20 protein-coding genes are annotated in these 21071 nt (G+C 70.6%); 12 read left to right on the top strand and 8 right to left on the bottom strand.

Annotated elements, in window-relative coordinates:
- Positions 1 to 36: 36 nt before the first annotated feature.
- The 4 genes from ACGHC0_RS22040 to ACGHC0_RS22025 are packed head-to-tail and all read right to left on the bottom strand — an operon-like array spanning position 37 to position 4299.
- Positions 37 to 1008 carry an HlyD family secretion protein gene (locus tag ACGHC0_RS22040; RefSeq protein ID WP_415266775.1) on the bottom strand — a complete coding sequence of 324 codons (972 nt, stop codon included), beginning with the start codon at positions 1006 to 1008 and terminating at the stop codon, positions 37 to 39.
- Complete coding sequence (locus ACGHC0_RS22035; RefSeq protein WP_368352966.1) at positions 1005 to 1751, bottom strand: ABC transporter ATP-binding protein; 747 nt, start codon at positions 1749 to 1751, stop codon at positions 1005 to 1007. The genes ACGHC0_RS22040 and ACGHC0_RS22035 overlap by 4 nt, the downstream gene beginning before the upstream one ends.
- Positions 1748 to 2884, bottom strand: a complete 1137-nt coding sequence (locus tag ACGHC0_RS22030; protein WP_368352965.1) for an FtsX-like permease family protein — start codon at positions 2882 to 2884, stop codon at positions 1748 to 1750. The genes ACGHC0_RS22035 and ACGHC0_RS22030 overlap by 4 nt, the downstream gene beginning before the upstream one ends.
- Positions 2881 to 4299 carry an efflux transporter outer membrane subunit gene (locus tag ACGHC0_RS22025; RefSeq protein ID WP_415266774.1) on the bottom strand — a complete coding sequence of 473 codons (1419 nt, stop codon included), beginning with the start codon at positions 4297 to 4299 and terminating at the stop codon, positions 2881 to 2883. Before ACGHC0_RS22025 ends, ACGHC0_RS22030 begins: the two co-directional genes overlap by 4 nt.
- Positions 4300 to 4476: 177 nt before the next feature.
- Here ACGHC0_RS22025 and ACGHC0_RS22020 point away from each other — a divergent pair, with 177 nt between their 5' ends.
- The 6 genes from ACGHC0_RS22020 to htpX all read left to right on the top strand — a co-directional run bounded on the left by ACGHC0_RS22020 (position 4477) and on the right by htpX (position 10461).
- Positions 4477 to 5223 (top strand): response regulator, encoded by a 747-nt coding sequence (locus tag ACGHC0_RS22020; protein ID WP_107130526.1) that lies wholly within the window; start codon positions 4477 to 4479, stop codon positions 5221 to 5223.
- The gene (locus ACGHC0_RS22015) at positions 5216 to 6391 is read left to right on the top strand and encodes a sensor histidine kinase (RefSeq protein ID WP_368352963.1); all 1176 of its coding nucleotides are present in this window, start codon (positions 5216 to 5218) and stop codon (positions 6389 to 6391) included. Before ACGHC0_RS22020 ends, ACGHC0_RS22015 begins: the two co-directional genes overlap by 8 nt.
- Before the next feature lie 216 nt (positions 6392 to 6607).
- Entirely contained in the window at positions 6608 to 7681 is a 1074-nt protein-coding gene (gene pyrC / locus ACGHC0_RS22010; RefSeq protein ID WP_368352962.1) for a dihydroorotase, read from the top strand.
- A gap of 52 nt (positions 7682 to 7733) precedes the next feature.
- Positions 7734 to 8654 carry an NYN domain-containing protein gene (locus ACGHC0_RS22005; RefSeq protein WP_368352961.1) on the top strand — a complete coding sequence of 307 codons (921 nt, stop codon included), beginning with the start codon at positions 7734 to 7736 and terminating at the stop codon, positions 8652 to 8654.
- A gap of 135 nt (positions 8655 to 8789) precedes the next feature.
- On the top strand, positions 8790 to 9473 hold the full coding sequence (locus tag ACGHC0_RS22000) for a DUF3025 domain-containing protein (RefSeq protein WP_368352960.1): 684 nt from the start codon (positions 8790 to 8792) through the stop codon (positions 9471 to 9473).
- A gap of 112 nt (positions 9474 to 9585) precedes the next feature.
- Positions 9586 to 10461 (top strand): protease HtpX, encoded by an 876-nt coding sequence (gene htpX / locus ACGHC0_RS21995; RefSeq protein WP_368352959.1) that lies wholly within the window; start codon positions 9586 to 9588, stop codon positions 10459 to 10461.
- A 79-nt stretch (positions 10462 to 10540) separates the two neighbouring features.
- Here htpX and ACGHC0_RS21990 read toward each other — a convergent pair whose 3' ends face one another.
- Entirely contained in the window at positions 10541 to 11008 is a 468-nt protein-coding gene (locus tag ACGHC0_RS21990; RefSeq protein ID WP_288469576.1) for an Lrp/AsnC family transcriptional regulator, read from the bottom strand.
- A gap of 93 nt (positions 11009 to 11101) precedes the next feature.
- On the opposite strand from ACGHC0_RS21990, the gene ACGHC0_RS21985 reads away from it, so the two are divergent.
- Positions 11102 to 11731 carry a LysE family translocator gene (locus ACGHC0_RS21985; protein ID WP_415266773.1) on the top strand — a complete coding sequence of 210 codons (630 nt, stop codon included), beginning with the start codon at positions 11102 to 11104 and terminating at the stop codon, positions 11729 to 11731.
- 17 nt (positions 11732 to 11748) lie between these two features.
- Here ACGHC0_RS21985 and ACGHC0_RS21980 read toward each other — a convergent pair whose 3' ends face one another.
- The 3 genes from ACGHC0_RS21980 to ACGHC0_RS21970 all read right to left on the bottom strand — a co-directional run bounded on the left by ACGHC0_RS21980 (position 11749) and on the right by ACGHC0_RS21970 (position 14247).
- A complete protein-coding gene (locus ACGHC0_RS21980; RefSeq protein WP_368352957.1) occupies positions 11749 to 12366 on the bottom strand; it encodes a LysE family translocator in 618 nt (205 codons plus the stop codon).
- An 83-nt stretch (positions 12367 to 12449) separates the two neighbouring features.
- Positions 12450 to 13274 (bottom strand): AraC family transcriptional regulator, encoded by an 825-nt coding sequence (locus tag ACGHC0_RS21975; protein WP_415266772.1) that lies wholly within the window; start codon positions 13272 to 13274, stop codon positions 12450 to 12452.
- A gap of 55 nt (positions 13275 to 13329) precedes the next feature.
- Positions 13330 to 14247, bottom strand: coding sequence for a LysR family transcriptional regulator (locus tag ACGHC0_RS21970; RefSeq protein ID WP_415266771.1), 918 nt, complete (start codon positions 14245 to 14247; stop codon positions 13330 to 13332).
- Positions 14248 to 14367: 120 nt separating this feature from the next.
- Here ACGHC0_RS21970 and ACGHC0_RS21965 point away from each other — a divergent pair, with 120 nt between their 5' ends.
- From ACGHC0_RS21965 to ACGHC0_RS21945, 5 genes are all read left to right on the top strand, one after another.
- The gene (locus ACGHC0_RS21965) at positions 14368 to 16500 is read left to right on the top strand and encodes a 3-hydroxyacyl-CoA dehydrogenase NAD-binding domain-containing protein (protein WP_415266770.1); all 2133 of its coding nucleotides are present in this window, start codon (positions 14368 to 14370) and stop codon (positions 16498 to 16500) included.
- Between the two features lie 36 nt (positions 16501 to 16536).
- Positions 16537 to 17745, top strand: coding sequence for an acyl-CoA dehydrogenase family protein (locus ACGHC0_RS21960; RefSeq protein WP_415266769.1), 1209 nt, complete (start codon positions 16537 to 16539; stop codon positions 17743 to 17745).
- 4 nt (positions 17746 to 17749) lie between these two features.
- Positions 17750 to 18895, top strand: coding sequence for an acyl-CoA dehydrogenase family protein (locus ACGHC0_RS21955; RefSeq protein WP_415266768.1), 1146 nt, complete (start codon positions 17750 to 17752; stop codon positions 18893 to 18895).
- Positions 18896 to 18916: 21 nt separating this feature from the next.
- On the top strand, positions 18917 to 19726 hold the full coding sequence (locus ACGHC0_RS21950; protein ID WP_415266767.1) for an oxepin-CoA hydrolase, alternative type: 810 nt from the start codon (positions 18917 to 18919) through the stop codon (positions 19724 to 19726).
- Between the two features lie 66 nt (positions 19727 to 19792).
- Positions 19793 to 21067 carry a CaiB/BaiF CoA transferase family protein gene (locus ACGHC0_RS21945; protein WP_415266766.1) on the top strand — a complete coding sequence of 425 codons (1275 nt, stop codon included), beginning with the start codon at positions 19793 to 19795 and terminating at the stop codon, positions 21065 to 21067.
- The last annotated feature ends 4 nt before the right edge of the window (positions 21068 to 21071 follow it).

Genomic DNA, 21071 nt, shown 5'->3' with positions numbered 1-21071 from the left:
GCGAGGACAGGGGAAAGGACGCAGTCTTCATGGGGGTCATTCCTGCTTCAGGGGAAGGAAGCTCACGCGCACGGTCTGTCCGGGGCGGGCTTCCGGAGGGCTGTCGAATTCGAGCACGCATTCCACGACCCGCATCGGGCCGCGCTGGGCGTCCTCCTGCAGCCGCGACGCGCCGAGCACGGGGCTGATGCGCGCCACCCGCGCGCCGGGCAGGGCGACCGGGGCGGCGTCGCCGTCGGTCGTGACCATGGCGCGCATCCCCGGCTTCACCGCGGCTGCGTAGTTCTGGTTGACCTCCGCCCGCACGATCAGCGGCCGGTGCGGCAGCAGCGTGATCGCGGCATGGCTGCCTGCTGCGGCAGCCAGGCGCACGCCGGCCTGGGTCCTGACATGCACCACGGTGCCGTCCTCGGGAGCGCGCAGCTCGAGGCGGGCCTGCTGGCCGCGCACCTGGGCGAGCTTCTTGCGCGCCACTTCGGCCTCTGCGCGCGCCACGGCGGCATCGGATTCGGCGGCGCGCAGGGCCTGGGCCGCGTCATCGGCGCGCTGCGGTTCGGCGGCGTTGGCGGCGGCGGCTTCGGCGAGGCGGGCGGCCGTGCGGCGCAGTGCCGGCACCTGCTGGGCGCGTGCGCGTTCGCGCGCTTCCGCCAGCTGCAGTTCCGCCTGCGCCACATCGGCCTCGGCCTGCAGGCCGGTTCCGGCCAGGCGCAGCAGCACCTGGCCGCGCTTCACGGCCTGGCCTTCGTGCACGGCGACGGAGTCCACCACGCCTTCCTGCAGGGGCGTGAGGTCGAGCATTCCGCCCTGGACCTCGATGCGGCCGCGGGCGATGGCCACGCCGTTGGCCGCGCCGGAGGCCGGAGCGGACGCGGGCGCCTCGGGCGCGGGCATCTGCGCGGGGGTGCCACGGTCGGTGCAGGCTGCGAGCCAGGCCAGGGCCAGGGCGGAGGCCGCGCAGGCGGCGCCGCGCGCGGCGCGCGGTCCGAGGGGAAGGGAGAGGCGTTTCATGGGGTGATGGCGTCCGGCTGGCGCCAGTCGCTGCGGATGGCACCGTCTTCCATGCCGAGCACGCGGTCGGCATGGCGGACGAGGCGCGGGTCGTGGCTCACGCACAGCACGGTGGTGCCGTGGGCGCGCGCGATGCGGTGGAGGATGTCGATGACGCGCTGGCCGCTGTCGGCATCCAGCGCGCTGGTGGGTTCGTCGGCGAAGAGCAGTTGGGGCGACTTGGCGATGGCGCGGGCGATGGCCACGCGCTGCTTCTCGCCCCCGGACAGCTGGGCCGGGCGCATGTGCGCGCGCTGCGACATGCCCACTTCGTCGAGGGCGCGCCGTGCCTGGCGCGCGCTTTCGCTGGCGCCCAGGCCCAGGTAGCCCAGGGGCAGCTGGACCTGCTCCAGGGCGGTCAGCGCGGGAAAAAGGTTGAAGCCCTGGAACACGAAGCCCGTGTGCTGCAGCCGGAAGCGCTCCAGCGCGCGCGGGCCGAGCGCTCCCAGGTCTTCGCCCAGGGCGTAGGCCTTGCCCGCGTCCGGCTGCTGCAGCCCGGACAGCAGCGACAGCAGCGTGCTCTTGCCGCAGCCCGAGGGACCGGAGATGAGGGTGAGTTCCCCGGGGAGGATGGACAGGGACAGCTGGCGCAGCACCGGTACCTGCACGACGCCCGAGACGAAGGATTTCTGCAGGTCCACCGCCTGCAGGCTGGGGGCGGCGCCGGGCGGCGGCGCGGGGGAGCGGGGGGCGTGGGTGTTCATCGCAGCAGCAGGGCGGGATCGGCGGCCATGAGGCCGCGCATGGCCAGGAGGCCCGAAAGCAGCGCGACGAGCGCGACCAGGCCCGCGCAGGCCAGGGCGGTGGCGGTCGTCATCGCGACCGGCACGCCCTGCGACATGGCGAGCCACAGCAGCCCGGTGCTGGCGGCGGCACCCAGCAGCAGGCCCAGTCCGCCGATCCAGCAGGCCTGCTCGATCACCAGCCGGCCCAGCGAGCGGCGGCTCACGCCTAGCGCGTTGAGCACGGCGTATTCACGGGCCGATCCGGCCACCACGCCCATGAGCGACTGGCTGGTGACGACCGTGCCCACGAGGCAGACGATGCCCACCATGAACAGCACGGCCACGCCCGCGCCCGTGTCCAGCAGCCAGTACAGCTGGGATCGGCGGGCGAACTGGCGGGCCGTCCAGACCTCGAACGGGCCGAAGCCCGGGGCTCCGGCGGAGAACCGCGCCTGGACCTCCCTGGCCTGCTCCGGCGTGCGGGTGCGGGCCACGACGTAAGTGGGCGCGGTCGCCGAACCGGTACCCGCGATCTCGCGGGCGGTGTCGATCGACGACAGCACGTTCGCTCCGCCCAGGCCGCGCAGCCCGTCCACCGCGGCCACGACGTGGACTTCGTGGGCGTTGATCCAGGCCGTGCCGCCCACGTTGGTGCCCAGCGTGGAAAGGTCTGCCCGGTCCACGATGACGGCGCCGGGCGCACGCAGCGCCGCGCGCTGCCAGCCGGTGAGCAGGTGGGAGAACAGCATGCCGTCCGGGGCGGAGCGGATTCCCGACAGGTAGATCGACACCCCGCCGCTGCCGGCCTGCGCGCTGCGCCAGTCCGCGTCCACCCAGAGGTAGGGCTCGGTGGCCACGACCGCCGGGTCCATGGCCAGCCGCAGGTCCACGTCGCTGCCGATCGCCCGGCCGAAATTCACGCTCTGCGTGCCGGGGTAGCCGGCCCAGAGGTCGGCGCCCGACGCGCGCACGTACAGCGCCGCGCTGCCGAAGATGCCCAGCACCAGGGCGGCCTGCACCACCAGCAGCACGCACGAGAAGCCCACCGCGAACACCGCGGGCACGAACCGCCGCCACTCGTGGATGAGTGTCTTGCGGGCCAGGGCGATCATGGCGCCTCTCCGTCGTCGGCCGGCGCGGAGGGGAGCGGTGCGCCGCCCAGCGCCTTGTACAGCGCGACGAAGGCCAGCGAGCGCGCATCCTGGGCCGTGGCCCATTCGGCTTCGGCCTGCAGGGCCGCGCGCTGCGCGGCGAGTCCGTCGTATTCGCTGGCCAGGCCGAGACGGGCCTGGACGCCGCCGGCACGCACGCGCTCGGCGAGCGCGGGCTGCGCCTCCGCGAGGGCATCCGCCCGGTTCTGCTGGGCCGCCAGTGCGGAGAGGGCGCCTTCGGCTTCGGCGACGGCGCCGCGCACCGTGCGCTGGTAGGTCAGCGCCGCGGCCTGCAGGGCCTCCTGCTGCGCGTCCACCTGCATGCGCCGGCGCCCCCAGTCGAAGAGCGGGATGTCGATGGTGGGCCCGATGGCGGGCACGTTGTCGCTGGTGGTGCGGCGGTTGCGCGTGAGGTTGTAGGCGTACAGCAGCGAGCCGGTGATGGCGACGCGCGGGTACAGCTCAGAGCGGGCCATGCCCACCTCGGCCGCGGCCTTGCGCACGGCCGCTTCCGCGGCCTGCACGTCCGGGCGCGTGCGCAGCAGGTCGGCAGGCAGCGCGGAGAAGGCGAAGGGTGCCAGCGTGGGCACGCGGGCGGGGCCGGCGCTCCAGGCCGGGTCCGGCGCCACGCGGTCCAGCAGCACGGCCAGCGACTGGGCTGCGCGTGCGCGCGCCTGTTCGGGCTCGGCCCGGGCGGCGCGGGTGCGGGCGCGCTGCACCCCGGCCTGGGCCACCTCGTCGGTGGCGCCGGTCCAGGTGCGCCGGCGCACTTCCGCCAGCCGGGCGGCCCGTTCGTCGAGCGCAGCCTGCCGGTCGAGCAGCTGCAGCTGCCGGCGCGCGGCCTGCAGGTCCAGGTAATCGCGCACCACCTCGGCCACGACGGCGACCCGCGCGCCCTGGCCGTCCGCCACGGCCGCGTCGCGGTCCGCCACGGCCGATGCCCGCGCGCTGTCTGCGGCGCCGAACAGGCCCAGCTCCCAGACCATGTCGATGCTGGCGTGGAAATAGCTGTCGGTGGCTTCGATGTCCTGCAGGGTGCGCGCGCCTGCGCCGAACGAGGGACGGAACTGCACGGCCGCGCGCCCGGCCTGCAGGCGGGCTTCGCGCAGCCGGTGGGCGGCGATCGCCAGGTCGAGGTTCTTCTGCAGCGCCTCGTCCACCAGCGCGTCGAGGGCGGGATCGTGGAAGGCCTTCCACCAGGCGCGGAACTCCGGTGCCGCGGCGGTGCCGTCCGGAACGGGCGAAGTCCAGGTGGCGGGCAGGGCGGGCGCCTCCGGGCGGCGGATGTCCGGTGCCGAGCAGCCGGCCAGGAACGCGATCGCCGCGGCAGCCAGGCCGAGGCGGAGCGGACGTGGAATGGGGGACGGAAGAAGCACGCGCGGCGTTACATTGGCAGGGTGGGGCCAGGGCGGAGAAGCCCATGGCGATGGCTGGATTGGACCGTCCCAAGCTTGAGCCGCCTTGCATGGCATATGGAGGCTTCATGGAGATGCGGGGCTTTGCACGGCATGCCCGGCAGCTGTGGATAATTCCGCCCAGCACCTCCCGACGCCATGAACCTTCCCGCTGCCCCGCAGGCCTCCGGCCCGCTCGTTCTCGTCGTCGAGGATGAGCCGGGCATCGCCACCATCCTCTCCGCCTATCTCCAGCGCGACGGACTGCGCGCCCACCAGGCCCATGACGGCCTGGAGGCGCTGCGGCTGTTCCGCCAGCTCAAGCCCGACATGGTGCTGCTGGACATCCACCTGCCCGGCATGGACGGCCTGGACCTGCTGCGCGCCATCCGCGAGGACGGCCAGACGCCGGTGATCATGGTGACGGCACTGGCCGACGACGTGGACAAGCTGGTCGGCCTGCGCCTGGGGGCGGACGACTACGTGGTCAAGCCTTTCAGCCCGCCGGAGGTGGTGGCCCGGGTGCGGGCCGTGCTGCGGCGCGTGCAGGCCCAGCCCTCCGCACCGGCCCGGGCCGCCCAGCGCATCCGCGTGGGTCGCATCGAGATCGACCAGGAGGCCCACGCCGCCTTCGCCCACGGCGACGACGGGCGGGCCGTGCCGCTGCCGCTGACGCTGACCGAGTACCGGCTGCTGGCCTGCCTGGCGGCGCAGCCCCGGCGCTGCTTCTCGCGCAGCCACCTGATCGAGCACTGCCTTCCGGAGAGCGATGCGCTCGACCGCGTGATCGATTCCCACCTCTCCAAACTGCGCCGCAAGCTGCAGCAGGCGGGGCAGGGGGAGCTCATCGAGACCGTGCGCGGTATCGGCTACCGGCTCTGGCCCGGGGAGGGTCCCGTTGCCTGAGCACCGCGCACCGGCCGCGCAGGGGTCGCTGTTCAGCCGGGTCTGGGTGCGGTTCGGCGTGTGCATCGCCGCCACCGTGCTGGCGACGATGGCGCTCCTGGCCGCGAGCGTGATGCTGTTTTCCGAGGTGCAGTACCGCGACTTCTACCGCAGCCTGCCCTCCGACGTGCAGGTCGAGCTCGACGGCCTGCGCGACCGCGACATGGAAGACAGCCCGCGGGCGATGGAGATCTACGGCCAGTACTGGCACGGCGACCTGCTGTTCGGCGAGAAGTGGTCCCTCGTGGTGGGGCTCGTGATCTGCCTGCCCATCGGCCTCGTGGTGGGGTTCTGGGTGTCGCGCATCGTCACGCTGCCGCTGGCGTCGATGGCCGAGGTGGCGTCCCACGTGGCGATGGGGGATTTCTCGGTGCGTGCCCAGCCGGGGCGCTACCACGACGAGATGGCGGAAATGGTCCGGCATTTCAACCAGATGATCGATGCGCTCGAGCGCTCGGCCAGGGAGCGGCGCGCCCATGCGGCTTCCATCTCGCACGAGCTGCGCACGCCGCTCACGGTGCTGCGCGCGCGCCTGCATGCGATCTGCGACGGCGTGATCGAGGCCGATGCACAAGAGTCCCGCGCGCTGCTGGAGCAGGTCGAATACCTGGGGCGGCTGGTGGGCGACCTGCATACGCTGTCCATGGCGGAGGCGGACCAGTTGTCGCTGGAAACCCGTGCGGTGGACCTGTCCGAGCTGGTGCGCGATGCGGTGGCGCTGCATGCGCAGCGCATCGAGGACCACGGCGTGGAACTGGCGCTGCGGCTGCCCCATGCCCCGGGGCCCCATGCCATGGTGGACCCGGACCGCATGCGCCAGATCCTGTTCAACCTCGTCGAGAACGTGCTGCGCCACGCGGAGGCGGGCGGCTGGATGGAGGTCGAGGTGGCAGGGGAAGGCGACCGCGTCGTGCTGCGCGTGAGCGATGCGGGCCCCGGCATGCCGGCACGCCTGCTGGAGCGGCCCTTCGAGCGCTTCCCCCACGATCCCGGGCGGCGGGGCGAAGGCTCCGGCCTGGGCCTGTCGATCGTGAAGGCCCTGGTGCAGCGCCAGGGCGGCAGCGTGCGGGTGGAGAACCGCCCCGAAGGCGGCGCGCGCTTCACCGTGGAATTCCCGGCCATCGACTGATCCGCAGGTGCGGGCCATGGCACGCAGTCCTACGCGGCCAGCCGCCCACGGACCACAACCGGGTCCGGCCCTGCTGCATACGATCACATCCATGCCGAGCAGCGATGCCCGGCGCCTCGGATCCCCCCCTCGCCCCAATGACTGGGGTTTCACCCTGTCCTGCCTCACGGCGGACAGGGTTTTTTATGGGCGCGCCCGGTGGGAGAATCGGCGCCCATGACCGCTGCCGCACACCCCACCCTTCCCGCATCCGCTTCCGTGGACACCCTCACCATCACCCGGCCCGACGACTGGCACCTGCACGTGCGCGACGGCGAGCCCCTGCTGACCGTGGTGCCCCATACGGCGGCGCAGTTCGGCCGCGCGGTCATCATGCCCAACCTGCGGCCCCCGGTGACCACCGCCGCCCAGGCGCTGGCCTACAGGGAGCGCATCCTGGCCGCCGTGCCGCAGGGCGTGTCGTTCGAGCCGCTGATGACGCTCTACCTCACCGACAACCTCCCGCCCGGGGAGATGGCGCGCGCGAAGGAGGCCGGCATCGTCGCCTGCAAGCTCTATCCCGCCGGGGCCACGACGAACAGCGATGCCGGCGTGACCGAGCTGCGCAAGATCTATCCGGTGCTGGAGGCGATGCAGAAGGCCGGCCTGCTGCTGCTGGTGCATGGGGAGGCCACGGGCAGCGAGATCGACCTCTTCGACCGCGAGGCCGTGTTCATCGACCGCCAGCTGATCCCGCTGCGCCGCGATTTCCCGGAGCTCAAGATCGTCTTCGAACACATCACCACGCGCGAGGCCGCGCAGTACGTGGCCTCCAGCGACGCCTTCACGGCGGCGACCATCACGCCGCAGCACCTGCTCTACAACCGCAACGCCATCTTCACGGGCGGCATCCGGCCGCACTACTACTGCCTGCCGGTGCTCAAGCGCGAAACGCATAGGCTCGCCCTCGTGGAGGCCGCCACCGGCGGCAGCCCGAAGTTCTTCCTGGGCACGGACAGCGCGCCGCATGCCGCCCACCTGAAGGAGCATGCCACCGGCTGCGCGGGCTGCTACAGCGCGCATGCCGCCATGGAGCTGTACGCCGAGGCCTTCGACAGCGTGGGCGCGCTGGACAAGCTGGAGGGGTTCGCCAGCTTCCACGGCCCGGACTTCTACGGCCTGCCGCGCAACCAGGGCACGCTGACCCTGCGCCGCGAATCGTGGACACCGCCCGAGAGCTTCCCCTTCGGCGAAGCGCTGCTCAAGCCGCTGCGCTCGGGCGAGGCACTGGCGTGGCGAGCTGTGTCGTGACCGGACCATCGGGCGGCGATTTTCGGTACGCGAAAGACAGAGGGAGATACCGATGACGGCGTTTTTCATCGATGCAGACAACCTGTGCGCACCTTCCTGGGTTGACGAGGCATGCCGTGTGCTGGAGAACTCGGAGGGACGCACGTCCTTGCGGCGTGCCTATGGAAGTCCCGAAAAACTCAAGGGGCTGGCGGAAGTGCTGCGCACGCGGCTGATCCGTCCTTATGTGAATCTTTCTCTTTCGAAGAACACCACGGACGTTGCCCTGGCTGTCGATGCCATGGAGCTTTCCTATGCAACACCGCGGCCCGCGACGATCGCCATCGGATCCGGCGACGCGGATTTCGTGCCGCTGGTGCTGCGTCTGCGAGAGCGCGGTTTCCGGGTGGTCTGCGTCACCGAAAGAGGCAAGATGGCCCCGGAGGCTGTCGATGCTTACGACAAGGTGCTTTTCGTGGGAACTGCAATGCCGGAGACGGCCGCTGTCCCGGTCTCCGCGGCAGATACCGATGCGCAGGCCCTGCCTCCGATCACAGTCCCGCAGTCCGCCGTGCCGGCCAAGAAGGCTCCCGTCAGGAAGGCCGCGCCCGTCAAGCGTGCAGCGACTGGCAAGACTGCTGCGAGCGGTGAGCCTGCCCCGGCGCCCGTCAAAAAGGTGCCTGTGAAGAAGGCGCCCGCAAAGAAGGCAACGCCTGCGGCCAGGAAATCCGCCGCCCCTGCCCCCGGGCCGCGCGCCAAAAACGCTGCCGAACCCCTCGAACAAGTCACGGTGCAGCACATCCTGCGCCATGCCCCGGCACTGGCGGGCGGAAACATACAGCCCCTGGGCGAGATCGTGAAGCTGCTCCACGACGCCAAACTGCTCGGCAAAAACGCGGCTTCCACCAAGCTCTTCAAGAAATTCCCGCACCATTTCGAATTGCTGCCCTCTCGCCAGCCCAATACCGTGCGCTACATCCTGCCTCCGCGTTGAGTGGCGGCATCCCGTGTTTTCGCTGCTGTGCCTCCGTGGCTGCAGCCGTTGTCGTCTCTCGGTACCCAGGTGGAGTCTGCTTGGTATGCCGGAGCGCCGCTTACGCAGGCATTGAATCGGCCGTTCGGGGAAGTCATGGCGGAAGGGATGAGCCTATCCGCCACGCGGGGCTCCGGATACAGGGTGCGCTTCGTACCCCAATCCTTACTGGACAAGGGCGTGCCCTACGAAAGCTTCATCCATGCCACCGGCACCGTCCCCACCCGAGACAACCTGCACGATTTCTTCAACGGCCTGATCTGGCTGCACTACCCGCGGGCCAAGCGCCGGCTCAACGCCCTGCAGGCCGGTGCCATCGCCGCACAGGGCGTCGGAGCCATGCGCGGCCCGCTGCGGGATGCGCTCACGGTCTTCGATGAGAACGGCGCGGTGCTGTTCGCCCCCCGGGCGCTGCGGGAGGCGCTGGCGGCCCGCGCATGGCGCCGGCTGTTCGCGGACCTGCGGCCGCTCTGGCGGCAGGCGCGCCTGGAGATCTTCGGCCATGCCCTGCTGGAGCAGCTCACCGTGCCTCGCAAGCCGCTCACCGCCCATGTGCTGCTGGTGCCGGATGCTCCTGAAACAGTAGCTGACATCGACGGCTGGCTGGAGGATCGCCTGGAGCCGGAGCTGCTGGAGACCAAACCCTTCACACCCCTTCCGGTGCTGGGGGTGCCCGGCTGGTGGGCGGGGAACGAGAACTTTTGCTTCTATGATGACTCTTCCGTGTTCCGCAGCGCACGCCCCGCATCACAGTACACAACAGGGGTCCCTCCGCGCTGACACGGCGGCTTGAACGCCCGCACGACATCCCCAGATTACTGTCGTGTCGGGTCCGGTACCAGGCCGCTTCTTCCCCCTGCACCCAACGCTTCCCCTTCGTGGAGAACCTTCGATGAAACGCATCGCGCTCTTTCTGCTCACCAACCTTGCCGTCGTGGTGGTGCTGGGCATCGTCGCCAGCCTGCTCGGCGTCAACCGCTACCTGACGGCCAACGGCCTCAACCTGGGGGCGCTGCTCGGCTTCGCCTTCATCATGGGCTTCGGCGGCGCCATCATCTCGCTGCTCATGAGCAAGCCGATCGCCAAGTGGAGTTCCGGCGTGCGCGTGATCGACGGCACGGGCTCGGCCGACGAGGCCTGGATCGTCCAGACCGTGCGCAAGTTCGCCGACCAGGCCGGCATCGGCATGCCCGAGGTCGGCATCTTCGAGGGCGACCCGAACGCCTTCGCCACGGGCGCCTTCAAGAACAACGCCCTCGTGGCGGTATCCACCGGCCTGCTGCAGGGCATGACCCGCGAGGAGGTCGAGGCCGTGATCGGCCACGAGGTGGCCCACATCGCCAACGGCGACATGGTCACCATGACCCTGATCCAGGGCGTGATGAACACCTTCGTCGTGTTCCTCTCGCGGGTGATCGGCTACGCGGTGGACAGCTTCCTGCGCCGCAACGACGAGAACAATTCCGGCCCCGGCATCGGCTACATGGTCACCACCATCGTGCTCGACATCGTGCTGGGCTTCCTGGCCTCGATGATTGTGGCCTGGTTCAGCCGCCAGCGCGAGTTCCGCGCCGATGCGGGTGCCGCCCGCCTCATGGGCCGCCGGCAGCCGATGATCAACGCGCTGGCCCGCCTGGGCGGCATGCACCCTGCCGAACTGCCCAAGGGCCTGCAGGCCATGGGCATCGCCGGCGGCATCGGCAAGCTGTTCAGCACCCATCCGCCCATCGAGGAGCGCATCGCCGCGCTGCAGAACGCCCAGGGCTGATGCCCCTGCGCGGCAGCCGGGCCGGCTGCCGCACTGGAAAGAAAACGCGACCCCGCCGTGGCGACACGGCGGGGTTTTTTCATCGGCCGCCGACTGCGACAGGGCCAGGCCCGCGCCGGGAGATGGGGGTGGACATGACGATGGACGTGCGTGTCTCGCCCCAGCGGTTGATGTCTCCGAGGAAGGACTCCAGCGCCGCCATGTTCTCCACCGCCAGGGCCATCACGTACGAGTCGGCTCCGGTGACGTGATGGCACTCGAGGACCTCGGCGCGACCGCGCAGCGCATCGAGGAATGCCCGCTTGTGCGGCTGGCCGACGGTGATGCCGATGAGGGCCTGGATGGGCCGTCCGACCTTGGCAGGATCGAGATCGGCATGCACGCCCCGCACGACCCCGGCCTCCTGCAGCCGTTTCAGGCGTTCGGCCGTGGCAGCCACCGAGAGGCCCGCCGCCTCGGCCAGGGTCTTGAGCGGCGCACGGCCGTCCGCCTGCAGCGCCTGCAGCAGCTTCCAGGCCTTGTCGTCCAGTACGGGTGGTTCGGTCATGGGCTGGATTGTCCGTAAAAACAGTGGCAAAACGCCAGGCAGGCCGGAAGAATCGGCTTCGTTGCCGCGTCCGGCCTGCCTACGATGGCTGGCATGGCACTGCTCGACGTCTTTCTCCCCTCCCTGGTGATCGGCCTGTCGATCGCCGCACCGGTAGGCCCGATCGGCATCCTGGTCATCCAGCGCAGCCTGGCGCACGGGCCGCGCGCCGGGCTGGCCACGGGGCTGGGCGCTGCCGCGGCGGATGCCGTCTACGGCGCGCTCGGCGCCTATGGGGTGCACTGGCTCGTCCACGCCCTGGTGGCGGTGAGGGTGCCCCTCGTCTGGGCGGGAGCGGCCTTCCTGCTCTGGATGGCGTGGCATATCGCGCGTGCGCCGGTCACTCCTCATGCTGGCGACGGCAGTGGTGCCGGCACCGGTCCGGCGCGCAACGGCTGGCCCGATTTCGCGCACACCTTCGCGCTGACGCTCTCCAATCCCGCCACGATCCTGTCCTTCATCGCGGTCTTCGGGGCCATGGCGGGCCGCTCGGCGGCGGCGACGACGGCACCGGCGGCCATGGTCGCCGGCGTGTTCGCGGGCTCCGCGCTGTGGTGGCTGTGCCTGAGCATGGCCGTCGGGCTGCTGCGGGCCCGCTTCGACGCGCGCTGGCACCGCCGGATCCAACGCGCCAGCGCTGCGGGGCTGGCCGCCTTCGCCCTGTGGCAGGTCGCCGCCGTGTGATCCGGCCTTGCCGGTTGTCAGCGGTGCGGCCATGCGATTCGGGCCGCCAGCAGGCAGAACGCCGCGGCGAAGCTCCAGCGCATCCACCGCAGCACCCCGGGGCGCGAGAGGATGCGGTCCCTCACCGACGCTGCGAGCAGCCCGTACACCGCGAACACGGCGAAGGTCAGCGCCATGAACACCAGAGAGAGCTCCAGCATGCGGAGGGTGGGCCGCGCCCCGCCCGCATCGATGAACTGCGGCAGGAACGCCAGGAAGAACAGCGACAGCTTGGGATTGAGGGCGTTCACGAGGATCGCCTCGCGCACCGCCTGCCCGCTGGAGAGCGCACCGGAAAGGGATGCCGGCTGCAGCGGCCCGTCGGCCCTGGCGGTCATCCAGGCCATGTAGAGCAGATACGCCGCACCGGCATACCGCAGCGTGGCGAAGGCGGCGGGGCTGGCGGCCAGCAGGGTGGCCAGCCCGGTGATCGCCGCCAGCATGTGCGGCACGATGCCGAGCGTACAGCCCAGGGCTGTGACCACTGCGGCGCGGCGGCCGCGCGAGAGGGCGGCTGCCAGCGTCATCAGTGCGCCGGTGCCCGGGGTGGCGATGACGATGAGCGAGGTGGCCAGGAATTCATGGGAGAGTTGCACGGAAGGCCTCGTGGCGGAGTGGAAGTCTCCCGATCCTCCGCAGCGCGCGTGCTGCCGTCTTGGATGAAATTGCGGCGCGGTGGTCAGCGGCGCCGCGCCTCGGCATAGCGGCCGGGGGGCATGCCGAAGCTGCGCACGAAGAACCGGCTCATGTGGCTCTGGTCGTAGAAGCCGCTGTCCGTGGCTGCCTGCGCCAGGGGCACGCCCTGGCCGATCAACTGGCGGGCGCGGTGGGTCCGCCGCTGCAGGAGGTAGGCGTGCGGCGTGAGTCCGGTCGCCCGGGCGAAGGCGCGCAGGAACTGGTAAGGGCTGAGTCCGGCTTGCGCTGCGAGGCTGTCCAGGCCCGGCGACGCGGAGGGATCGTCGTCGATGAGCGAGCGTGCCCGGGCGATTCCGGAGGGGCTGCGGGCGACCGCCGGTGCGCCGGGGTGCAGCAGGCCGCCCAGCAGCAGTACCAGCGCTTCGTCCGCGGCGAGGTCGTCCGTGCCCCCCGTGCGTGTGCACGTCATGGCTTCAAAGAGCCGGCCAAAGCAGCGTGCCAGTTCCGGGTTGCTCAGTGCGGGCCGTGCGAACTCCAGGCAAGGCGGCGCGCTTTCCTGGCCGAGGCCCTGGGCGACGCGTGCCAGCACGGCCGGATCGATGTACAGCATGCGCCAGGCGCGTCCGCCATCGCCGATCGGGGCGCCGTCATGCACTTCGCAGGGATTGACGGTGATGAGGTCGCCTGGCCCGGCTTCGACCATTCCCCGGCCGCTGGTGGACTTCTGCGCGCCGCGCTGGATCAGCCCCACGCCGAACTGCGCGTGCATGTGCCGGCCGAACGCGAACGCGGTGTCTGCCGCCACGGCTTCGATGCCCGGGTGCCGGCAGGGCAGCAGGTCGACTCGATGATGGGGCGTCCTCGGCATTCGCCCGATCGTACGCTGCCGTCGTGGACATTCCGGGGCCAGGGGGCGGGCGTGCTCAGCCGGGCGGGGTCACTGCCGGCGTGTCGGCACCCGTTCGCGCCTTGTCCAGCAGGAAATCGATGCAGGTGCGCACGGCCCGTGTCTGGTGGCGGTTGGGCAGGTACAGCAGGTACATGTGCGTGCCGAAGATGCTCAGGCGGTATTCGTCCAGCGTGGTCAGCACCTCGCCGGTGGCGAGCTTGTCCTGTACCACGTAGTCGGGCACCAGCCCCACGCCCAGCCCGGCCAGGATGCCCTGGCGCAGGAACGGGAAGTGCTCGGAGATCAGCGTGGGCTCCAGCAGCACCTCGTGCCGCTCGTTGCCCTGGTAGGCCGACAGGCGCAACTGGCGCCCGGTCACGCCGGCGGTGATGACCGAGCCGGCGCGCAACGCATGCAGCGTGCGCGGCAGGCCGTGGCGGCGGGCGTAATCGGCGGAGGCGCAGGCCAGGTAGCGCACATCGCCCAGGCTGCGTGCCACGAGCGACAGGGGTGGCTCCTGCACCACGCGGATGGCGATGTCCACCTCGTCGCGCAGGTTGTCGGCGCGGTTTTCGAACAGCACGTCCAGCACGATGCCGGGGTACGTGCGCTTGAACTCGATCAGCCAGTCGCTGACCACGATCTGCCCGTAGCCGCTGGGCACGCTGATGCCCACGCGGCCCTGCAGGCCCTGGCCCAGCGTGGTGACGGCTTCCTGCGCCGCCATCAGTTCGTTGCGGATGGTGCGGCCGTGCTCGTAGAGGCGCAGGCCGATCTCGGTGGGCTCCACCCGGCGCGTGGTGCGCTGCACCAGCTGCACGCCCACGGCCTTCTCCAGCTTGGTGAGGTGGTAGCTCACGTTGGCGCGGGTCATGCGCAGCTTGCGCGCGGCCTGGCTCAGGTTGCCGCTGTCGATGATCTCGACCAGCAGGGTCAGCGAGGGCAGGTCCATGGCAGTGTTTCGGTGTATTGGTTGAAATCCTTTGACAGTCTGTCAACGATTGATGTGATTGTCAGAAAACATTGTCGCCGCAAGAATGTCCCGAACAGAGTGATCCCAGGAGACAAAGGCATGACCTCAGCAGCGGCTATCCCGTCGCCCGTGCAAGCGCGCCTGCAGGGCGGCGTTCTCGTCGTCCGCATCGACAACCCGCCCGTGAACGCGCTCGGCGCGGCGGTGCGCCAGGGCCTGCGGGACGCCATCGGCGAGGCCGAGTCGCGCGCGGACGTGCAGGCCGTGCTGATCGTGGGCGAAGGCAAGGCCTTCATCGCCGGGGCCGACATCCGCGAATTCGGCAAGCCGCCCGTGGAGCCCTCGCTACCCGAGGTCTGCCAGCGCATCGAGTCCTGCACCAAACGGGTGGTGGCCGCCATCCACGGCGCCGCGCTGGGCGGCGGGCTGGAAGTGGCGCTCGCCGCGCACTACCGCGTGGCGCTGCCGGGCGCGCAGCTCGGTCTGCCCGAGGTGAACCTGGGCCTGCTGCCCGGCGCGGGCGGCACGCAGCGCGCGCCGCGCCTGATGGGCGTAAAGCCGGCCGCCGAGATGATGCTGGGCGGCAAGCCGCTGAACGCCAGGGCGGCCCTCGCCGCGGGCCTGGTGGACCGCCTGGTGGACGGCAGCGATCCGGTGGCCGCGGGCCTCGCCTGCGTGCAGGAGCTGCAGGCCGCGCAGGCGCCGCTGCGCCGCACGCGCGACATCGCGATCGCCGACCGCGCCGCCGCGCTGGCAGACCTGGATGCGCTGGCGGCCGATACCGCGAAGAAGTCGCGCGGCCTGTTCTCGCCGCTGAAGATCGTCGAATGCGTGCGCAACGCCGTGGAGCTGCCGTTCGACGAGGGCATGCAGCGCGAGCGCGCGGCCTTCGTGGAATGCCTGGCGAGCCCGCAGCGCGCGGGGCTGATCCACGCCTTCTTCGCCGAGCGCGAGGTCGCCAAGGTGCCGGAGGCGAAGGCTGCCGCACCGCGTCCGGTGGCCGCCATCGCCGTCATCGGCGGTGGCACCATGGGGGCCGGCATCACCGTGTCGGCGCTGGACGCCGGCCTGCCCGTGACGATGATCGAGCGCGACGACGCCTCACTGGCCCGGGGCCGCGCGCATGTGGAGAAGGTCTACGACGGCCTTATCGCCAAGGGCCGCATGACGGCCGAGGCCAAGGCCGCCGTGATGGCGCGCTACACCGGCAGCACGCGTTACGAAGACATCGCCGCCGCCGACCTGGTGATCGAGGCGGTGTTTGAGGACCTGGAAGTCAAGAAGGCCGTCTTCCGCGAGCTGGACCGCGTCTGCAAGCCGGGCGCCGTGCTCGCCACCAACACCTCGTACCTGGACATCGACGCGATCGCCGCCGCCACCGGGCGGCCGCAGGACGTGATCGGGCTGCATTTCTTCAGCCCGGCCAACATCATGAAACTGCTGGAGATCGTGGTGCCGGCCCGGGTGAGTGCCGACGTGGTCGCCACGGCCTTCGCACTGGCGAAGCGGCTCAGGAAAGTACCCGTGCGAGCCGGTGTGTGCGACGGCTTCATCGGCAACCGCATCCTGGCCGTGTACAAGCAGGCGGCCGATTACCTGATGGAAGACGGTGCCAGCCCCTATGAGATCGACGCGGCGGTGCGCGGCTTCGGCTACCCGATGGGCCCGTTCCAGGTGACCGACCTGGCGGGCGGCGACATCGGTTGGGCCACGCGCAAGCGCCGTGCGGCCACACGCGATCCGAAAGCACGCTATGTGGAGATCGCCGACCGCATCTGCGAGCGCGGCTGGTTCGGCCAGAAGACGGGACGCGGCTTCTACCTCTACCCCGAGGGCGCACGCACGGGCCAGCCGGACCCGGAGGTGCTGGCGATCGTCGACGCCGAGCGCGCCAAGAAGGGCATCGTGCCCCGTACCTTCACGCCGGAGGAGATCATGCGCCGCTACCTGGCCGCCATGGTCAACGAGGGCGCGAAGGTGGTGGACGAGGGCATCGCCCTGCGGCCGCTGGACGTGGACGTGACCTTCCTCTCGGGCTACGGTTTCCCGCGCTTCCGGGGCGGGCCGATGCACTACGCCGACACGGTGGGCCTGCCGAAGATCCTGGCCGACATCCGCGAGTTCGCGCAGGAAGACCCGCTGTTCTGGAAGCCCGCGCCGCTTTTGGAAAAGCTGGTGGCCGAGGGCCGCGACTTCGGCAGCCTGAATCGTGCCGCCGCCGAGGCGCATTGACAGAACGACAGCACGAGCGATCGACGAAAGAGCCCCATGGATCTGCAATTCACCCCCCAGGAGGAGGCCTTCCGCGACGAAGTGCAGGCCTTCCTGAAAGAGCACCTGCCCGCCGACCTGTCGCACAAGGTGCGCGCCGGCCTGCGCCTGGACAAGGCCGACATGGAGCGCTGGCACGCGATCCTGAACGCGCGCGGCTGGCTCGCGAACCACTGGCCCGAGCAGTACGGCGGGCCGGGCTGGAACGCCGTGCAGAAGTTCATTTTCGAGAACGAATGCGCGCTGGCCGGCGCCCCGCGCATCGTGCCCTTCGGCGTGAACATGCTGGGCCCGGTGCTGATCAAGTACGGCAGCGAGGCGCAGAAACAGTACTGGCTGCCGCGCATCCTGAACGGCGAGGACTGGTGGTGCCAGGGCTATTCGGAGCCGGGCGCCGGCTCGGACCTGGCTTCGGTGAAGACCACCGCCGTACTGAAACGGGACGAGGAGGGCGACCACTACGTCGTCAACGGCCAGAAGACCTGGACCACGCTGGGCCAGCACGCCAACATGATCTTCTGCCTGGTGCGCACCGACCGCGAGGCCAAGGCGCAGTCGGGCATCAGCTTCCTGCTGGTGGACATGCGCTCGCCCGGCGTGGAGGTGCGCCCCATCATCACGCTGGACGGCGAGCACGAGGTGAACGAGGTGTTCTTCACCGACGTGAAGGTGCCCGCGGAGAACCTGGTGGGCGAGGAGAACAAGGGCTGGACCTATGCCAAGTACCTGCTGACCTACGAGCGCACCAACATCGCGGGCGTGGGCTTCTCGGTGGCCGCGCTGGAAAAGCTCAAGCGCGTGGCCGCCACGGTGCAGTGCAACGGCCGTCCGCTGGCGCAGGACCCGCTGTTCGCGGCACGAATCGCCCGCGTGGAGATCGACCTGGAGAACATGAAGACCACCAACCTGCGCGTGATCGCGGCGGTGGCCGGTGGCGGCGTGCCGGGTGCGGAAAGCTCCATGCTGAAGATCCGCGGCACCGAGATCCGCCAGGAGATCCTCTCGCTCACGCGCCGTGCCATGGGCCCCTATGCGCTGCCCTTCGAGGAAGGGGCCCTGCATGCCGGCCACGAAGACCGGGCCGTGGGACCGGAGGGTGCCGCCGCGGCCGCGGCGAACTATTTCAACTACCGCAAGCTGTCGATCTTCGGCGGCTCCAACGAGATCCAGAAAAACATCATCTCCAAGATGATTCTCGGACTGTGACGCCATGAACTTCGAACACACCGAAGACCGCCGCATGCTGGCGGACACGCTGGACCGCTTCATCGCCGGGCAGGCCGGCATCGAGCAGCGCAACCACGCCGCCTACGGCGCGCAGGGCCACAGCCCGGGGCTGTACCGCGGCTTCGCCGACCTGGGCGCCATCGGCGCGCTGTTCACCGAGGCCGACGGCGGCTTCGGCGGGGCGGGCTTCGATGTGAGCGTGGTGTTCGAACGCCTGGGTCGCGGCCTCGTGGCCGAGCCCCTGCTGGGCGCGTTGGTGGTGGGCCGCGCCGTGGCGGCGGCCGGCAGCGCCGCGCAGAAAGATGCCGTGCTGGCGCCGCTGGTGGCCGGCGAGGCCGTGGCCGCGCTGGCGCACGACGAGCCGGGCGGCCACTACGAACCGACGCGTGTGACCACCACCGCGCGCCGCGCGGCCGAGGGTGATGGCTGGGTGATCGACGGTGCGAAGGGGGTGGTGCTGTTCGGCGATACCGCCGACTGGCTGCTGGTGTCGGCCCGCACGGGCGGCGGCATCTTCGATGCGGAGGGCATTTCGCTCTTCCTGGTTCCCGGCGACGCCGCCGGACTCACGCGCCGGGCCAATAGCCGCATCGACGGCGGCCGCACGGCCGAACTGGTCTTCAAGGACGTGGCCGTGGGCGCGGAGTCGCTCCTGGGCGCGGAAGGCGCGGGCGCCGCGCTGCTGGAGCGGGCCTTGGGCTGGGGACTGCTGGCGCTCTGTGCCGAGGCCGTGGGCGCCATGGACGTGGCCAAGGAACACACGCTGGAATACCTGCGCACCCGCAAGCAGTTCGGCGTGCCGATCGGCAGCTTCCAGGCGCTGCAGCACCGCATGGCGGACCTGCTGCTGGAGGTGGAGCAGGCCCGCTCGGCGGTCATCAACGCCGCGGCCGCGATCGACGGCGCGGACCGCACCGCGCGCGAGCGGGCGCTTTCGGCGGCCAAGTTCAGCATCGGCCGCATCGGCACGCTCGTGGCCGAGGAAAGCATCCAGATGCATGGGGGTATCGGCATGACCTGGGAGCTGCCGCTGGCGCACTATGCGAAACGGCTGGTGATGATCGACCACCAACTGGGCGATGAAGACCACCACCTGGCGCGCTACATCGCTCTGAGTCAACCGGCATAAGACGAAGAAGGACCCCATTCCATGACGGAGACGACCGCGCCCCTGCTGCAGCGCCGCGAAGGCGCCGTGCTGGTGCTCAGCAACAACAACACCGCCGCGCGCAATGCCTTGTCGCCCGCGTTCTATGCCGCGCTGACCGCGGCCCTGGCCGCGGCGCAGGACGACCCTGCCGTGGGCGCCATCGTGCTCACGGGTGAAGGCGGGCACTTCTGCGCGGGCGGCGACCTCCGCCAATTGGCGAAGCGGCGCGAGCTGCCCATCGAGGAGCGCCGCGCCAAGCTTGAAGGCCTGCACGACCTGATCCGCGCGGTGCGCGGCAGCGGCAAGCCGGTGATCGCCGCCGTGGAAGGCGCGGCGGCCGGCGCGGGCCTGTCGCTGGCGCTGGCCTGCGACATGCTGGTGGCGGCGCGCGATGCCGTCTTCTCGGTGGCCTATGTGAAGGTGGGCCTCACGCCCGACGGCGGCGCGACGGCGTTCCTGGCCGAATTCGTGTCGCGCCAGGTGCTGACGGAGCTGTGCCTGACGGGCGAGCGCATCTCGGGCGAACGCCTGCATGCCCTGGGCGCCGTCAACCGCCTGGCCGAGCCGGGCGAGGCGCTGGCGGGCGCGCTGGCGCTGGCCGCCAGCGTGGCGAACGGGCCGCAGCACGCCATGGCGCGCATCAAGGCGCTGTGCCTGGCGGCGCCCCAGGCCACGCTGGAGGAGCAACTGGAGAGCGAAGCGCAGAGCATGGTGCTGTCGCAGGCGACCGAAGAGTCGCGCGAAGGCATCGCCGCCTTCCTGGAAAAGCGGCTGCCCGATTACGTGCGCCTGCGCGGCCCGGCGGACTGACGCGCTCCCGGTGCCGGGTCGCGCAGGGGGCAGCGGCCACGCCGCCCGCCGCACCACAATGAACGAATGACTGGAGACAAGACATTGAACGCCACCACTTCCGCCGCCGCGCCTGACACCATCGACTTTCCGCTGGAGGGTGTACGCGTGCTCGATCTCTCGCGCGTGTTCGCCGGTCCGCTGTGCGGCCAGGTGCTGGCCGACTTCGGCGCCGAGGTGGTGAAGGTGGAGCACCCCGGGCGCGGCGATGACACGCGCGACTGGGGCATGCGCATCGGCAAGACCGAGACCACCTATTACAACAGCATGAACCGCAACAAGCGGTCGGTCACGCTGGACCTGCAGAGCCCCGAGGGCGCGAAGATCGTGCACGACCTGCTGCCGCAGTTCGACGTGGTGATCCACAACTTCAAGACCGGCGGCGCCGAGAAGCTGGGCCTGGGCTACGAGCAGCTCAAGGCGATCAAGCCCGACCTGATCTACTGCGCCGTGGCCGGATACGACGTGACCGGCCCCGAGGCGAAGCGGCCGGGTTACGACCTGGTGGTCCAGGGCGAGACGGGCCTCATGGCGCTCAACGGAGAGGCCTCGCAGCCGCCGCTGAAGTTCGGCGTGGCCGTGGTGGACCTGATGACGGGCATGTATGCCGCCCAGGCCGTGCTGGCGGCGCTGTTCCGGCGCGAGCGCACCGGGCGGGGCCGGCTGATCGAGATGGCGCTCTACGACTGCGGCCTCATGGTCACCGGCTACTACGGGCTCGACGCGATGCAGCTGGGCCGCGATCCGGCACGCTACGGCAATGCCCACCCGTCCATCGTGCCCTACGGCATGTTCGATGCGGCCGACGGCCCGCTCATCATCGCCGTGGGCAACAACGCGCAGTTCGACAAGTTCTGCCGCCAGGTGATCGAGCGGCCCGACATCGTGGAAGACCCGCGCTTCGCCACCAACGTGGAGCGTGCGAAGAACCGGCTGGTGATCGGCCCGATGCTCACGGAGCTGATCCGCACCTTCCCGCGCGACGTGCTGCTCGAGCGCCTGTCGGCCTGCGGCATTCCCTGCGGCAAGGTGGCGGGCCTGCACGAGGCGCTCACCAGCGAGCGCACGCGGCGCGGCGGCCTGCTGCAGGACATGCCGCACCCCGTCACGGGTACCACGCCGGTGTTCGCACCGCCTTATCGGCTGGACGGCGAGCGCCTGCCCATCCGCAACGCACCGCCCACGCTGGGCGAGGGCACGCGCGATGTGCTGCAGCGGCTGCTGCAGATGAGCGACGCGCAATTGCACCACCTGCAGCAGCGCGGCGTGCTGACCCTGCCGGAGGCGCCTCCTCCCGCCTGATTCC

The sequence above is a fragment of the Acidovorax sacchari genome (assembly GCF_042847045.1).
In the GTDB taxonomy this organism is placed as follows: Bacteria; Pseudomonadota; Gammaproteobacteria; order Burkholderiales; family Burkholderiaceae_C; genus Paracidovorax; species Paracidovorax sacchari.
This window is presented reverse-complemented; position numbering and strand designations above follow the sequence as displayed.